The 15315-nt window shown below is 66.7% G+C and carries 14 protein-coding genes; 8 read left to right on the top strand and 6 right to left on the bottom strand.

Translation table 11 applies throughout. The features are described 5' to 3' along the window. Positions 1 to 49 precede the first annotated feature (49 nt). From ACO2RV_RS07335 to ACO2RV_RS07325, 3 genes are all read left to right on the top strand, one after another. Complete coding sequence (locus ACO2RV_RS07335; protein ID WP_423291361.1) at positions 50 to 1063, top strand: NAD-dependent epimerase/dehydratase family protein; 1014 nt, start codon at positions 50 to 52, stop codon at positions 1061 to 1063. Between the two features lie 237 nt (positions 1064 to 1300). Further along, positions 1301 to 2716, top strand: a complete 1416-nt coding sequence (locus ACO2RV_RS07330; protein WP_423291359.1) for an exopolysaccharide biosynthesis polyprenyl glycosylphosphotransferase — start codon at positions 1301 to 1303, stop codon at positions 2714 to 2716. A gap of 29 nt (positions 2717 to 2745) precedes the next feature. Further along, positions 2746 to 3702, top strand: a complete 957-nt coding sequence (locus tag ACO2RV_RS07325) for a glycoside hydrolase family 18 protein (protein ID WP_423291357.1) — start codon at positions 2746 to 2748, stop codon at positions 3700 to 3702. Positions 3703 to 3706: 4 nt separating this feature from the next. On the opposite strand, the gene ACO2RV_RS07320 is transcribed toward ACO2RV_RS07325, so the two are convergent. The 5 genes from ACO2RV_RS07320 to ACO2RV_RS07300 form a co-directional block, all read right to left on the bottom strand. After that, the gene (locus tag ACO2RV_RS07320; protein ID WP_423291355.1) at positions 3707 to 4558 is read right to left on the bottom strand and encodes an FkbM family methyltransferase; all 852 of its coding nucleotides are present in this window, start codon (positions 4556 to 4558) and stop codon (positions 3707 to 3709) included. 2 nt (positions 4559 to 4560) lie between these two features. After that, positions 4561 to 5910 (bottom strand): hypothetical protein, encoded by a 1350-nt coding sequence (locus tag ACO2RV_RS07315; protein WP_423291354.1) that lies wholly within the window; start codon positions 5908 to 5910, stop codon positions 4561 to 4563. Further along, a complete protein-coding gene (locus ACO2RV_RS07310) occupies positions 5907 to 6743 on the bottom strand; it encodes a WecB/TagA/CpsF family glycosyltransferase (protein WP_423291352.1) in 837 nt (278 codons plus the stop codon). The genes ACO2RV_RS07315 and ACO2RV_RS07310 overlap by 4 nt, the downstream gene beginning before the upstream one ends. Positions 6744 to 6769: 26 nt before the next feature. Continuing rightward, entirely contained in the window at positions 6770 to 7615 is an 846-nt protein-coding gene (locus tag ACO2RV_RS07305; protein WP_423291350.1) for a polysaccharide biosynthesis/export family protein, read from the bottom strand. 184 nt (positions 7616 to 7799) lie between these two features. Further along, entirely contained in the window at positions 7800 to 8240 is a 441-nt protein-coding gene (locus ACO2RV_RS07300; protein ID WP_423291348.1) for a hypothetical protein, read from the bottom strand. Between the two features lie 106 nt (positions 8241 to 8346). On the opposite strand from ACO2RV_RS07300, the gene ACO2RV_RS07295 reads away from it, so the two are divergent. Both ACO2RV_RS07295 and ACO2RV_RS07290 read left to right on the top strand, forming a co-directional pair. Then, entirely contained in the window at positions 8347 to 9654 is a 1308-nt protein-coding gene (locus ACO2RV_RS07295; RefSeq protein ID WP_423291346.1) for a lipopolysaccharide biosynthesis protein, read from the top strand. Between the two features lie 129 nt (positions 9655 to 9783). Continuing rightward, positions 9784 to 11904 (top strand): GumC family protein, encoded by a 2121-nt coding sequence (locus ACO2RV_RS07290; RefSeq protein ID WP_423291344.1) that lies wholly within the window; start codon positions 9784 to 9786, stop codon positions 11902 to 11904. Here the strand turns inward: ACO2RV_RS07290 and ACO2RV_RS07285 are convergent. Then, a complete protein-coding gene (locus ACO2RV_RS07285; RefSeq protein ID WP_423291342.1) occupies positions 11889 to 12815 on the bottom strand; it encodes a LysR family transcriptional regulator in 927 nt (308 codons plus the stop codon). The genes ACO2RV_RS07290 and ACO2RV_RS07285 overlap by 16 nt on opposite strands. Before the next feature lie 105 nt (positions 12816 to 12920). Here ACO2RV_RS07285 and ACO2RV_RS07280 point away from each other — a divergent pair, with 105 nt between their 5' ends. From ACO2RV_RS07280 to ACO2RV_RS07270, 3 genes are read left to right on the top strand one after another with little or no spacing between them, the layout of a single operon-like run. Further along, a complete protein-coding gene (locus ACO2RV_RS07280) occupies positions 12921 to 13679 on the top strand; it encodes an SDR family NAD(P)-dependent oxidoreductase (protein ID WP_423291340.1) in 759 nt (252 codons plus the stop codon). Beyond that, entirely contained in the window at positions 13673 to 14398 is a 726-nt protein-coding gene (locus tag ACO2RV_RS07275) for an SDR family NAD(P)-dependent oxidoreductase (protein WP_423291338.1), read from the top strand. Before ACO2RV_RS07280 ends, ACO2RV_RS07275 begins: the two co-directional genes overlap by 7 nt. Before the next feature lie 18 nt (positions 14399 to 14416). After that, on the top strand, positions 14417 to 15193 hold the full coding sequence (locus tag ACO2RV_RS07270; protein ID WP_423291336.1) for a creatininase: 777 nt from the start codon (positions 14417 to 14419) through the stop codon (positions 15191 to 15193). Positions 15194 to 15315 lie beyond the last annotated feature (122 nt).

Here is a 15315-nt window from a genome sequence, read left to right as displayed (position 1 = left end):
AACCAACTTCCGGCCGACGAGGGTCCGTCGGCGTCATATTGCGGGTATCATGCGTTACTTCATCACCGGCACCGCCGGTTTCATCGGCTATCATCTCGCACGCCGGCTGCTGGAGGAAGGTCACGAGGTCGTCGGCTATGATGGCATGACCGCCTACTACAACCTGAAGCTCAAGGAAGCCCGACACGCCGCGCTGGCGCAGTTCCCCGCCTTCACGCCGGTCATCGGCATGCTGGAGGACCGGGATGTGCTGAGCGCGGCAGCCCGGCGCGCCGCGCCCGAGATCATCGTGCATCTGGCGGCGCAGGCCGGCGTTCGCTACAGCCTGGAAAATCCGAAGGCCTATGTCGATTCCAACCTCGTCGGCTCGTGGAACGTGCTGGAGCTGGCCAGGGAAATCGGCGTGCGCCACCTCATGCTGGCCTCGACCTCGTCGATCTACGGGGCCAATCCCGACATCCCATTCCGTGAGACGGACCGGGCAGAGGAACCGTTGACCCTCTACGCCGCGAGCAAGAAGGGCATGGAGACGATGGGTCATTCCTATGCCCATCTCTATCGGCTCCCGACCACCTCGTTTCGCTTCTTCACCGTCTACGGCCCCTGGGGGCGGCCGGACATGGCGCTGTTCAAATTCGTCGCCGCCATGCTGGAAGATCGCCCGATCGAGATCTACGGCGAAGGCCGGATGAGCCGTGACTTCACCTATATCGACGACCTGATCGAGGCCATCATCCGCCTCGCCGCACTGCCGCCGGACGAATCCAACCGGGTCAAAGCCCCGCCGGGCATCGACACCCTGTCGCCTCAGGGGCCCTATCGCGTTGTGAACATCGGTGGCGGCAACCCCGTCGGTCTGCTCGACTTCGTCGAGACCATCGAACATGTGCTCGGCAAGCCGGCAATCCGGCGGATGCTGCCCATGCAGCAGGGCGACGTGCCGCGTACTTTCGCCAGTCCCGAACTTATGGTAGCGCTAACACGGTATCGACCGACCACGCCGCTCGCTCAAGGCGTGCGAGCCTTCGTGGAATGGTACCTGGAAGCATGCGCCTATCTTTGACGTCCCGTTAAGCGTTTCAGACGACCCGGATGCCATTAAATTTATTGGCAATATCCGGATGTTATCCTTCGTTTCTCGACATCCCCTTCCGCGCGGCGAATGCGGGCGCCGACGCTGCTGCATGTTAGATTCGGAAACCATGACACTGGCGCTTCCCATCCATTTGACACACGTCGGCGGTGCGTGTGGCTCACGATCTCCCGCACGTTTCGGCCGCCACGCGGCAGAGCGCCGGCGATGACGCGCTGGACACACGGCCTCATCAACCGGCTGGTCATTCTATGCGACCTGCTGATGATCACGATCGCCTCGGTGATCGCCTATGTCATCTGGCACGAGCTCGGCTGGAGCGAGATTCTGGTGCTGGGCATCATCGGCGCAGCCACGTATGTCGGCGTGCTGGCCCTGGGGCAGGCTTATCGCGTCGAGCATTACACGCGCTGGCGGCGACAGATCGCACATCTGCTGATCGGCAGCGTGCCGGCCGCCGTGGCGGTATGCCTTGTCCATTACGCGCTGACCCCAGTTGAAAGCGGTGACCTGCGTGCGCTGGGCACCTGGGGGGGCATGGCCCTTCTGGCCCTTCTGATCGGGCGCTTCGTCCTGGTCCGCCTCGGCATGGCCTGGGTTACCCGCAACGGCGTGCTGAAACGCGACGCGGTCGTCATTGGCGACCTGGACCGGGCCTACGAGCTGATACGGCGCTATGAGCGCCAGACGCATGGATTTCATCTCCTGACCTTCGTCGGCGTGTTTCGCGCCGAAGGGCGCGAGGCGAGCGAAGCCGAACGCAACGGCGCCTTCGGCCCGCCGGTATTGGGCGGGGTCGACGACCTGCTCGAATATGCCAAGCTGGATTCGGTCGATGTCGTCATCATCACCAAGCGATGGGCCGACATTCGCGAACTCGGCGATATCATCCGGCAGTTGCACCGCGTCGCCACCGACGTGGTGGTGGAACTCGAGCCCGACGTGTTCGAGCCGAATTATGCGCGGCTGATGACGCTTGCCGATCTTCCCGCCCTGCAAGTGCAGCAGCGCCCCCTGAAGGGCTCGCTGGGTCTTCTGAAGGCGATCGAGGATTACACCGTCGCCGGCCTCGCCCTGCTGCTGCTGTCTCCCGTGCTGCTTCTGGCCGCTCTCGCCATCAAGCTGGATTCGCCGGGCCCGGTGATGTTCCGGCAGGCGCGGGTCGGGCTGAACAACCGGCAGTTCATGGTCTACAAGCTCCGGACCATGCACTATGACCCGGTCGACGACGGCTCGATCGCCGCGGTGCCGCAGGATCCGCGCATCACCCGCGTCGGCGCGATCCTGCGCAGTTTCTCGATCGACGAAATTCCTCAGCTCATCAATGTGCTGAGGGGCGAGATGTCGGTGGTCGGCCCCCGGCCGCATGTTCCGAACATGCTGATCAAGCCGGACCTGCGCTATGAGGCCATCAGCGACTATGTCGCGCGCTACCGCATGAAGCCGGGCATCACCGGCTGGGCGCAGATCAATGGCATGCGTGGCGGCATCTACACCGTCGAGAAGGCCGAGCGCGGCGTCGACCTCGACCTGTATTACATCGAGCACTGGTCAATATGGTTCGACATCCGGATTCTGCTGCTCACGGTGACGAAGGGTCTTGTCGACAACTCGGCATTCTGAGCCGCCTTGCCGCCCCGCTGGCTGCACTGATGCTGGCTGTCACCGCCGGCCCCCCGGCTGTTGCTGAACCCGCGCGCCCCTTCCTCGCCTATCACGCGAGCTGGTACGAACCCGACGCCACGCGCGCGCAGGAGACGACGCTCGTCCGCCTGCCCGGCTACATCACCCATGTGGCGCTGAGTTTCGCCAAACCCGATCTCACCTATGGCGGTGGGCTCGACCTCACGGGCACGGGGCTCGAATATCGCCCCTCCGGCGCGGTGATGAAGGACGCCATCGCCTTGCTGAAGGCGCGCCATCCCGGAACCCGCGTGCTCCTCGCTCTGGGAGGATCCACTTATTCGGGGTGGGACAGGCTCGCCCCCGACTCCATTGGCCGCTTGGTACGCGATCTCGGAGCCGACGGCGTCGACATCGATTTCGAGCCCCCCGCGCCGGGCTGCGCGCCACGTGTCGAAACGGTGATCTGCGCCACTGACGCGATGATCGTCGATGTCGTCCGGCGCCTGCGCAAAGAACTGCCCCGCCCCTACGTGATCAGTATGGCCGGCTGGAGCGTCGGCGCGTATGGCGCAGGCGACTTCGCCAACGCCCCTCCGGCAAGCCCGTGGCGTGGTCTACTGCTCGGCTTGTTCGCTTCCGCCGCGGCGCGCGACCTCGATCTGGTTTCGATCATGAGTTACGACGCCGGCCCGGCTTACGACGCCACGCAGGCGTTCCGTGCCTATCGTTCCGTGTGGAAGGGGCCGCTGGCCCTCGGCATTGCGGTAATGCCTTCGGGCCATGGCGACGGGCGCTTCACCGTCGAACGGACGGCACGGTTGCTCCACGCGGTCGCGGGCGATCCCCTTGCCGGCGCCATGCTCTATGCGCTGCTGGAGGTCCCGCCCGGGCCGCCGGGCCCCGACAATCCGGACTACCGCGCGCTGTCCGTCGCCATCTGCGTGTCGCTCGAGCTTCCCGGCTGCGACGCACCGCTTCCCTGAATGTTCAGGCGGGCGGCGCGCTTTCGGCCGGCAGCGCGACAACGTTGCCGAATTCGCTCGGGCGCTGCGCAAGGCGCGTCAGTACACCATCGTCGCCGATGCGATAGAAACGGTAGTTGAACGCGACGAGCCGGTTCCATGCCGCCGCCGGATCGCCGCCCGCCTTGAACAGGGTGGGGCAGTTGATCTCGAAGATTACCGTCGGCCGGTCGCGGGCCAGGGTGCCGGTAGCACCGGCCAGAACCAGGTCTTCGGCGCCTTCCACGTCGATCTTGATGCAGTCGACGCGCGACAGGTTCTGCTCCTCGACCAGCTTGTCGAGCGTGATGAGATCGACCGCCTCGCTGCCCGAATCCGAACCATCGCTGATGAGCGAGAAAGCCTGCGGATCGTCGCCGAGCGGATTGTGGAACAGTGCGGCGCGGCCCGGCTGGTCGGAGAGGGCCTTGCGCACGACCGACACGTTCGAAAAGCTGTTCAGCGCCACATTGGCGTCGAGCTGCCGTCCCGCCTCCTCGCCCGGCTCGACGGCCACGACGCGCCCGGCCAGCGGTGCGGCCTTCAATGTGAAGAGGCCGATATTGGCGCCGACGTCGATGAAGGCGCCATTCTTGCCGATGAAGTTTTGCAGGTAATGCAGTTCCGGCTCCACCGCGTCGCGTAGCAGGAACGCCGTCACCGAGGTGTAGCGCAGATCGGGCGTCACGCGCAGCTTGGCTCCGCCGGGCACGAGTTCGAACGCCGGGTTACTGCCGAACAGAACATGGACATACCACGCCACGCCGCGCCAGAGGACGGTCAGCGGTGCCTGCCTGAAGGCGGGCTGGCGAAACAGCTTGGCGAGACGCCGCAGCATTCTCAGTGTCCTTTCGGCTGGCTATTGGTCATGAAACGAATGCGGTGCGCCGGTGGCGCGACGTACCCTTGGGAGTCTCGGGTCCGCGTGATGTAGACGGCCAGCGCCATGACCACACCGAGTTCGCCGGGCGTGAAGACCAGAGAGTAGACCGTAGAGGTGACCAGCATGTAGATGATGTAGTCCGACATGGCGAGCGCGAGGGGGTCCTTGCTGCCGCGTGTCGCACTGAGCACGCAATACAGGCCCCAGCCGTAAAGGCCGGCCAGCAGCAGCGCTCCGAGCACCCCATATTCGAAGACAATGCCGAACCAGCCGAGATCGGCGATGAAGAACTGGCTGTTGCCGAATATGTCGGCCAGCGTCACGCTGCCGAAGCGGGTCGTCGCGCCCACCCCGAACAGCCAGCGCCATGGGTCATCCCCAAGGAAGTTCGTCGCCAGGGCCAGCGAGGTCTGACGGACGGTCAACGATCCACCGAGCGACTCCACCAGCCCGTCCGCATTGTGCACGACCAGATAGCCAATGCCGAGCGGCACCACCGCGAGGAAGAGGCCGATCACCAGAAGCCGCCTCTGCGGCGCCAGCGACAGCACGGCCGCGTTCACGCAGACAAGGAACATGCCGCCGATCGCCGTGCGCTGCTTGTAGATGCTCAGCAGGGCGATGAAGCCGATGAGGACCGCCAGCGCCGGCAGCCAGCGCGGCTGCTGCATGAAGCTGCGGGTGAGATAGAACAGCAGGAGCGAGCCGAAGAACATCGGCATGTAGATGCGGTAGCCTCGCTCAAGGTCCATCATCAGCAGCTTGCCGAGCGCGGGGTCGTTCACATACGCGCTCGTCGGCAGGATGAACCACAGCAGGATCATGATGGCGAAGGTCGCGTAGCCAAGGCCGACGACCACGGCCCGAAGCCGCCGGACATTCGGCGCCAGCCAGACGAGCAGCGCCGAGAGCGCGAAATAATAGGTCAGCGGCCACACCTTCACCGTCGTGATGAACGCATCCGTCAGGCCGTTGCCCAGCCGGACGATGGAGTTCAACGGCGTGAAGCCGATGGCATAGGCGAAGAAAAACAGGAACATGTGCTTCGCCGGCAGCCGCATGTTGATGAGCGCGTAGAGCGTCAGCGGCGCACACAGCACCGGCCATGCCTTCGACAGCAGGTACGGCAGCGGGAATTCGTGCAGGTAATAGAAGGTCTGCGCGAAGAACGGAAAGATGACGATCAGGACGATGGTCATCGCCGGCCCGGAGAAACGCTCGCCCGAAACCACATGCCGCGGCGGCACGAAGCCTCGCGGCAGGCTCACCACCGCCGCACGCCGGGGAATGCCAGCCTGCCTGCTCATTCGCCGGCCCGGTCCCTGCCGCCCGCCATGCCGAAAGCGGCCGGGTTCAGGCGCGCGCGTGCGATGGTCCACAGCACGGGAAGCGAATCGACGAAGACCCGACGCCAGTGCCGAAGCGGATTGCGGGCCAGCCGATAGGCCCATTCCAGCCCCGCCTGCCGCACCAGACGCGGGGCGCGAGAAACCATGCCGGTGGCGAAATTAAGCGAACTGCCCACACACAGGCCGCACCCGACGGCCGTTCCACGTTCCGCCGTCCGCAGTGCCACATACTCGCCCTGAGGCGTACCAACACAGAAAAAGACGAACCGCGCGGGATGGGCGACGATGAAGTCGACACACGCCTCGATGGCATCGGGACGATGAACCAGCCCCATTGGCGGATTGTGCCAGGCGACACGCGTCAATCCGAAGCGCTGTTTGAGCCGCTCGCACAGCTCGGCGCTGCCGCCGATCACCGTGAGTGCATCGTCGGGGCGGACATATGCGTCGAGCAGGCGCAGCGTCACGTCACTGCCGGCGGCGAGCGGAAGCGAGAGCCCGAACAGCAGCCGGGCGAGCCCGCGCGGCAATTGCCCGTCGAGCAGACACAGCCAGGCACGGGCATAGGCCGCGCGAAACTGGTCGTCGCCCACTTCATTAAGTCGGGTGAAATGCGCCGCGTTCGGCGTGACGACATAGGTGAAAGGCATCTGCGCCGGGCGCGCGGCGATCAGGCGTGCGGCGTCGCCGGCATCGAGCAGAGCGATGGGAACGCCGAGGAACATCGCCGTCTCCGGCTCCGGCTGCGTATCCACCGCGTCTCGGGAGATGTCGCGAAGCCCGGTCTGCACGTTTGGCGTTCTCCGGCGGCAACCGCTTACTGGACGACGTTCGTGCCCATCGTATAGCTGAAGCTGCGCTGGAACGGCACAACCTTCTCGATGAACTGGTCGATCCAGACATTGAGCTCGGAAATGGAGCTGCGCGGAACGTAGACGATATCGCCGGCGACAAGCTGGACGTCATCCAGCGTGAAGCCGTTCTGGATGATGTCCTTGACGTTGACCAGCCGCAGCATCGGCCTGTTGTCCGGCCCGCGGCGGATGATCGCCACCTGTCCGGTGCGCGCCTCCTCGGTGAAGCCACCGGCGGTGAGGATGCCCTGCAACGTGCCGGAGCGGATCTCCGAGATCCTGTAAGGACCAGGCTTCTCGACCATGCCGCCGATATAGACCGTGGCCGAGACCGGATCCTCCAGCGCGATCACCACCTTCTGGTCGGTAAGCTCGACCTTGGAGGCACGCCGGACAGTCTCCTGCGCGGAGGCCAGCGTCAGTCCCTCCACCTTCAGCTGGCCGATCGCGCGCGGCGCGATGGTGCCGTCCGGCGAGACGGTGAGTTCCTCATCCATCTCGCGGGTGAGGAAATACTTGATCTTCAGCTTGTCGCCCGGCCCGATGCGATAGGGCGGCGTCTGGCTGCTCCAGGGCTGGAAGCGTTCGGGATTGACCTCGGTGAAGCGCAGTTCCTGCCCGGTCTGGAAAGTGTCGCCGGGGGACTGCGGCTTGCCGACCGAGCCTGTCGTGGTGGTGCAGCCGGAAAGCGCCAGTGCACCGCCAAGAACGCACAACATGATCGCGCCCTGCCGTCCACGCAGGCAGCCGACCTCGGCGTGCTTGCGAGGAGTGGCGGCGAACAGACCGCCGCGCAGGGCAAAAGGCATCATTCGGCTCCCGAACCGCAACAGCGCCGCCCAACCTGCATGCGAATGACGGCCCCGAAAACCGGACGGGACTTACCTCGAATGGCGGGTGGATCAGCGCGGCACGGTCAAAGCTAAACAAACGCAGTTAATGAACGCTTAAAGGTTAACGCTTTGCCGCATAACAATTATCGCCGCGGCATCCTCAGCGGCGGCAGGTCGTCGCCGCACGCCGGATCGATCTGTAGACGGGGATCAGCTCGATCTTCGCGAGGTGCTGCCAGAGCACGCTGTCGCGCGGCGGGCACAGGCTCAGCATCGCCGCGCCCGGATTGCCCTGCCAGCCATCGGGTATGTGCACGGCGACCGAAAAGCTCTCCAGCCGGAATTCGGGCTCGCCGGCCCACCACGTCGATGGCAGCGCACGCCGCAGATAGTCGCGGATGGCGCGATGACCGTTGAAGGGCGCGGGATCGAGCAACGGATCGAGCCCGCTATCGCTCGGCATACCGTTCGTGATGCCCTGCGCCTGCACCGCGAAGCCGAGCGCAGCGATGAGCACGAGGGCGCCGACGCCACGCATCGCCGCTGCCCGACAATGGCGGACCCGCAAGGCCCTTGCGGTGCGAAGGACTGCGTGGTTCATGCGTCTGGCATCCTGGTCCGGCACGACGGCCCACGGCTATGCCATGCCCAGTCCCGGCTGTCGCGGTGCCATTCGCGCGCCGCCACCGAAAGCGTCGAAGGCACGCATGCAGCATCCGCGCCTCCAGCGTTCATCTCTCGGGCAATTGGGCCGTCTGTCCCTCGCCTATCTGCCCTATGCCGGTGCGCTGGCGGTGCGCGGGCTGGAGCTGGTCGGCAAGCTGGGCATCTACATGCTGGCGGCCCGGCTGCTAGGCGCCCATGAGGCCGGCTTCTTCTTCATCTGCCTCACCTGGGCCGGCCTTGCCGCGACGCTGGCCCGGGCGGGTTTCGAGAAGGCCGTGGTGCGGCACATGGCGGGCGAAATCGCCCTCGGCAAGCGGGCCGCCGCGCGCGCGGCGATGCTGACCGGGCTGGCGCTGGTCACGCTCGGCGGGCTGGCGGCGACGCTGGCGACCCTTGCGGTGGCGGCGCCGGCGGCACGCTACCTTTTCTCGGATCCGGACCTCGCCTGGCCGCTCACCCTCGCCGCCGCGTCCATCCTGCCGCAGGCCTTGTGCATCTTCACCGGCCACGCCCTGTTCGGCTTCAATCGTGGCGTCGCCGGGCAATTCGTGCAGAACGGCCTGTGGCCCGTGCTGATCCTCCTCGCCATGCTGGCGGGGGTGCACGGGCTCGACGGCATGCTCTACGCGCTCGCCGGCGCCAATGCGCTCGCCGCGCTGGTCGGCATGGTGCTCATTCTGCGCACGCGCGTACCCGCCTCCACGGCGGTGACGGACGCCGACATCGCCGCACTCCCGGCGCTGTGGCGGACCGCCCTTCCCCTTGGTGTCGTCGAGGTGGTGCAGGTGTCGCTGAACTCGCTGCCGATGCTGATGCTCGCCATGTTCGTGACGTCCTCCGAGGTCGGCGCCTTCAGCATCGCCAACCGCCTGTCGACGCTCATCTGGGTGGTGATCATCGCCATCGGCTCCATCGCCGCCCCGACCTTCGCAGCGCTGCACCGGCAGGAAAACTGGACCGCGCTGCGGGCGCAGAACCGGCGGGCGCGCCGGCTTATCCTGCTGTGCGGCCTGCCGCCGATCGCGATCATGATGTTTCTCCCTTCGCCGCTGCTCAGCCTCGTCGGCTCCGGCTTCGAGATCGCCGCGACAGCGCTGGTCATCATGGCGGCGGGTCAGTTGATCAACTGCATTCTGTCCTGCCAGGACATCATGCTGGCGATGACCGGCCATGGCGGACTGCTGCGCTGGCTCAACGCCGCCCAGTTGGCGGTGTGCCTTGCCGCCGGCGCGATTCTCATCCCTCTCCTGGGCATGAACGGAGCGGCCATACTCTCCGCGCTGGTCATCGCGCAGGGCGCCATCGGCACGTCGCTGGCCGTGCGCCGGCTGATGCCGCAGGCCTTCTGAGAATTAAGGCATTTTCCTCTCCGTTTACCGCCCATTAGCGTTAACCCGCCACATTGGCGGCGAGAATCCGGTGCCGGGAGTCCCCCTTCCCGGACCCAGGCGCGAGGCTCCGAGAACGCACAGATGTCGATGACGGGGTCATATTTGGCGGCCGACGGCCCGGCTCCCGGCCCGTCGCCGGAGAGGCGTGCCTTCGCGCTGACCTCGCGCGACTTCCTGATCGCGGCGTTCTTCCACATCCGCATCGTCCTGCTGGCCGGGCTGATCCCGCTCGCCATCGGGGTCGCGGCCGCCACCTTCACCAAGACCCAGTACACGGCCAACAGCCTGCTCATGGTCATGGTCAGCCGTGAGGTGAGCAACACGCAGAACGTGACCGACTCCGGCCCCTCGGTGCTTTCCATCGAGGGGTTGAAGCAGGTCGAATCCGAGGTGCAGATCCTCGAAAGCGCCGACATCATCCGCACCGTCATCGAGACCATCGGCAGCGAGCGGCTGTTTCCCCCCAGCCTGCTCACCTATCTGCGCAGCCTCCTCAGCAGCCGCGGCGACAAGATGGACCGCGCCATCGAGGAGTTCCGCACGCGGCTGCGCGCCGAAGTGCTCGACGGCTCGAACATCGTCCAGGTCTCCTTCACCCACCCGGACCGCGACGTCGCCATCGAAGCCACCAACAAGCTGGTGGAGACCTACCTCACCCGCCGCCGCGCGTTGATGGAAACCCCGACGGCCAGCATCCTGCTGACCGAGGTGGCGCGGTTCAGCCGTGAACTGAAGGCGACGGACGCGGCCATCGAGGCCTTCAAGGCCCGGATTGGCATCATCGACTTCGCGCAGGACGCCACGCTGGCCGCCAACCAGGTCGACACCGTCGTCCAGCGCCGCCTGCAGATCGCCGAGCGCAAGGTCTCGGTGGCCGGGCAGCTTGCCGAGGCGGAACGCCAGCTCAAGGCGCTGCCCGCCACGGTCTTCGACTTCAACCAGCGCGCCGACGCGCTCGACAATGACGACGACCACAACACGCTCACCCGCCTGCTGATCGAGCGCGACCGTCTGGCGATGCTCTACGCGCCGAACGGCGCGATGATGCGTGAGATCAACCGCAAGATCGAGACGATCCGCCAGCAGCTGGCGACGCGCGGCGACCGCAACTACGAGACCAGCCGGGACGTCCGCAATCCCTCCATCGCCTATCTCAACAACATGATCCTGAACCTGCGGGTCGAGGCCGACGCGCTCGACCGGCAGGAATCCGAACTCGCCGACCAGCAGGCCAAGGCGGAACGCCGCCTCTCCGAGCTGCGCGCGGCCGAGACCGAGCTCGTCGAACTCACCCGTCGGCGCGACACGCTGAGCGACGGCTATCGCGAATATCAGCGCCGCGCCACGGCCGCGCAGATCGAGGAAGCCGCCTCGCGCGAGCGGGAATCGAATGTCCGGCTCGTTCAGGACGCTGGCGCGGCCGTGACCAGCCGCAGCCTGCGCCTGCCCTATCTCGGTGCCGGCCTGCTCGGCGCCGCGCTGTTCGGCGTGGCCGCCGGCGCGGTGGCCTCGGCGCTGCGCTCCACCTTCATCATGCCGCATGAGGCCGAGCGCGAGCTGGAACTTCCCATGCTCGGCGAGTTCGCCAACCAGTCGCGACCGGACGAGGCCGCCTCGCGCGAGCGCGAGCTGGGGAATCTCGCCGCATTGCTGCTGGAAGTGGAGATCGACGGGCACCCCTTGCGCGTCATGCAGTTCATCGCGGCGGAAAAGGACGAGTACCTCTCCGCTCTCGCACAGGGTATCGCCGCCGAGATCACCACGCAGCGCGGCATGCGCACGCTGCTGGTCGATCTCACCGTCCCGCCGGCCGTCATCGCGCCCGACGACATCGCCGTGCGCGAGAAGGGCGGGCTGAACGTCGCCCCGACCTCGACGCCGCTGCTGTGGAGCGCCGCGAGCACGGCGGGCTCGCCGTTGCTCAATGTTCGCGTCCCCTCGGCGGAAGCCGAACGCCTGATGGACGAATTGCGGGCGGAGTTCGACGCCGTCATCTTCTGCGCCACCGCCGCCGACGCCGCGGCCATCGGCCATCGGCTCGACTCGATCGTCGACGGCAACGTGCTGGTCATCCGCGCCGAGCGCACCCGCAAAGCGGCGGCGAGCGCCCTGCGCGACACGATTTCGGAGAATAGCGGCGTGCCGCTCGGCTTCATTCTCGTCGGCCGCCGCTACGTGCTGCCGGACTGGCTCTATCGGCTGAGCTGAGTCCCATCCGGCGCGGCCCGCGCCTGGCGCCGCAATTCACCGATGAAGGCATCGACCAGCGGCTGCTCGCCCTTGAGGCGGCGCGTCGCAGCGAAATGCGTGGAATCAAAGCCATAGCTCTCGGGCCGGATCACCCGCATCTGCCCGCGTGCCGCCCAGTCCTCGCCGATATGGCGCGGGAGATAGCCGATGAAACGGCCGGACAGGATCATCATCACCTGCGCCTCCATATGCTCGATGGCGGCCGAGGCGCGGGGATGGTTGACCCGGTAGAGGTCGTCGAGGTGGCGGTAGCGCCGCACGGAGAACAGCGCCTCCTCGATCCGGGCGTGGCTGATCGCCTCGGCGGGAATGTCGAACAGGGCATGCCCGCGCCCGCAATACAGCGCCTGCGCCTCGCGGTGCAGCGGAATGTAGGTGATGCCCGGCACCTTCTGCGAGAACGGCCCGACCACGATGTCGCGCGCCCCGTCCATCAGCGCCCGCTCCAGCGCCGCCGGCGAGCCGAGTTCGAGATCGACGAATACCTCGCTGGCGTAGTCCAGATAGCGCGACAGCGCCGTTTGCAGGCCGAGCTGCGGATTGGTCACGACGCCATCGACGATGCCGAGCCGCAGCCGCCCGACAAGGCGCTTCCGGTCCCGGCCGATGCGGCCGTGAAACGCCTCGATATCCTCGAACAGCTGCTTCGCCGCCGCCAGCGTGCCCTCGCCCAGCGGGGTGAGGCGGAAGCCGGCGCGCCCGCGCTCGCAGAGCTGCCCGCCGAGCTTGCGCTCCAGCGCCGCCAGATGCGTGGAGAGCGTAGATTGCGACAGGTTGAGCGCGATCTGCGCGTCGTGGAAGCCGCCCTCCTCCGCCAGAACGACAAAGACGCGCAACAGGCGCAGGTCGATATTGTCGAGGCGGCGCATGGCAGGCCCTCACATCGGCATTCATCGATGTAACTTTCCACTAATTCCGATTTTTCTGGAAGTGAAACTGCGGGAGCATGGCGCCTCGTCAACAAGGAGCGCCGCATGCGTCTCGACGGCATCTCCGGGCGCGTCGTGCTCGTCACCGGATCGAGCCGCGGCATCGGCCTCGGCATCGCCCGCGCCTTTGCGGCGGCGGGCGCGGAACTGCACATGCTCGCCGATGACCCGGCGATCTTCGCCGCCGCCGAGCGGCTCGGCGCGCGCGGCCACCAGACCGACATCACCCGCGCTGAAGATATCGCCTCCGTCGCCGAGGCGATCCCGCATCTCGACGTGCTGGTGAACAATGCCGGGCTGGAGCTGGTGACGCCGCTGGACGATGCCGGCCCCGCCAATGAAGCGACCTTCCGGCGGGTGATCGAGATCAATGTGGTCGGCACCTTCCTCGTCACCCGCGCCTTTCTGCCGAAGCTCGGCCATGGCGGGCGGGTCATCAACACCGCCTCGGTGTGGTCGCGCGGGTCGGAGGCGCTGTTCGGCGCCTATGTCGCCTCCAAGCACGCCACCATCGGCCTAACCAAGACCTGGGCGAAAGAACTCGGCCCACGCGGCATCACCGTGAATGCGGTGTGCCCCGGCTGGGTGCGAACGGAAGCTTCGCTACGCTCGCTGCACGCCATGGCGGCGCGGATGAACGTCGCTCCCGACACGTTGCTCGACGAGATCGTCGCGGCACAGATCCTGCCCGGCTTCATGGACCCGGACGACGTCGCCGGCACCTATCTGTTCCTGGCATCCGACCTCGCGGCCAACATCACCGGCCAGAGCCTCGGCGTCGATCGCGGAGAAATTCCATGGTGAGCCCGCATAGGGATTTGCGTGTCATCGTCACCGGCGCGGCGAGCGGCATCGGCCGCGCCAGCGCCGACGCGCTGAGCGAGGCCGGGGCGAAGGTGGTCGGCTTCGACCTGCATCCGCCGGAGGAGACCTCGCGCTGGCCCACCATCCTGACCAATGTGTCGGACGAGGCGGCCGTGATCTCCAGCATGGAGGCCGCGCGCGCCCATCTCGGCGGGCTCGACGTCATCGTCAACTGCGCCGGCATCCTCTCCGAGGCGCCGCTCGCCAGCTTCGACATCGGTGACTATGAACGCATGGCGGCGGTGAACATTCGCGGCCCCATATTGATGGCGCGCGAGGCGCTGCGCCATTTCAACGGCAGCGGCCCGATACGCGGGCGGATCATCAACATCGCCTCGGAACTCGCCTATCTCGGGCGGGGCGGCGCGTCCGGCTACGCCGCCACCAAGGGCGCCGTACTGTCGCTGACGCGCTCCTGGGCACGCGAGCTGGCTCCGAGCGTCCTCGTCAACGCCGTCGCTCCCGGCCCGGTCGACACGCCGCTGCTCGGCTTCGAGGCGATGAGCGCGGAGGCGAAGGCGCTGGAGACCGCCAATCCGCTCGGCCGCGTCGGCCGCCCGGAGGAGATCGCGCAGGCCGTGCTCTTCCTGTCGAGCCGTGCCACCGGCTTCATCACCGGCCAATGCATCAGCGTCGATGGCGGCGCGGGCATGCACTGAAGAACACCAGAGGGAAACATGGTCGACAGCGTCCGCCTTGACGAATTGAGCTGGCCCGAATTCGCGCGGAAGATCGCCGCCGGCGCGCCGGTTTTCCTGCCGCTCGGCTCCACCGAACAGCACGGCCCGCATCTGCCGCTGAACGTGGACGTGGTGCTGCCCACCGGCGTGTGCGAGCGCGTGGCGCGCGAGATCGGCGGCATCGTCGCGCCGACCGTGAACTATGGCTGCAAGTCGATGCCGCGCTCGGGCGGCGGCGAGCAATTTCCCGGCACGCTGAGCCTCGACGCCCACACCTTCGCGCTGGTGCTGCGCGACGTGATCCGCAATCTCGGCCGCCAGGGCGTGCGCCGCCTCGTCATCGTCAACGGCCATTACGAGAATCTGTGGCCCTCGGTGGAAGGGCTCGACCTCGCCCTGCGCGAGCTGCGCCGCGACGGCATCACCGACATGCAGGTGATGCGTCTGGAATATTGGGATTTCGCCACGCGCGCCACGCTCGACAAGCTGTTTCCGGACGGCTTCCCCGGCATCGACCTCGAACATGCCAGCCTGCTGGAAACCTCGCTGATGCTGGTGCTGCGGCCCGACCTTGTCGAGATGGACAAGGTGCCGACCGACGGCCCGGCCACCTTCCCGACCTATGACAAGTTCCCCGTGCCGGACGATTTCGGCCTGCCGCCCTCGGGCGTGCTGGCGGTCGCGGTCGGCTCCACCGCGGAGAAGGGCGAATTGCTGATGGCCGACTACATCACCCGCATCTCCGCCGCGATCCGCAAGGAATTCGGACTTTAGGGCTGACAGCGGAAACCCGTCTGCGTCCTTCGAGGCCCGGCTGCGCCGGGCACCTCGGGATGACGAGGACCGGAGCCCAACATCGTCATGCTGAGGAGCGGGGCAACGCCCCGCGTCTCGAA

It is taken from the genome of Ancylobacter sp. VNQ12 (assembly GCF_049445835.1).
Taxonomy (GTDB): domain Bacteria; phylum Pseudomonadota; class Alphaproteobacteria; order Rhizobiales; family Xanthobacteraceae; genus Ancylobacter.
This window is presented reverse-complemented; position numbering and strand designations above follow the sequence as displayed.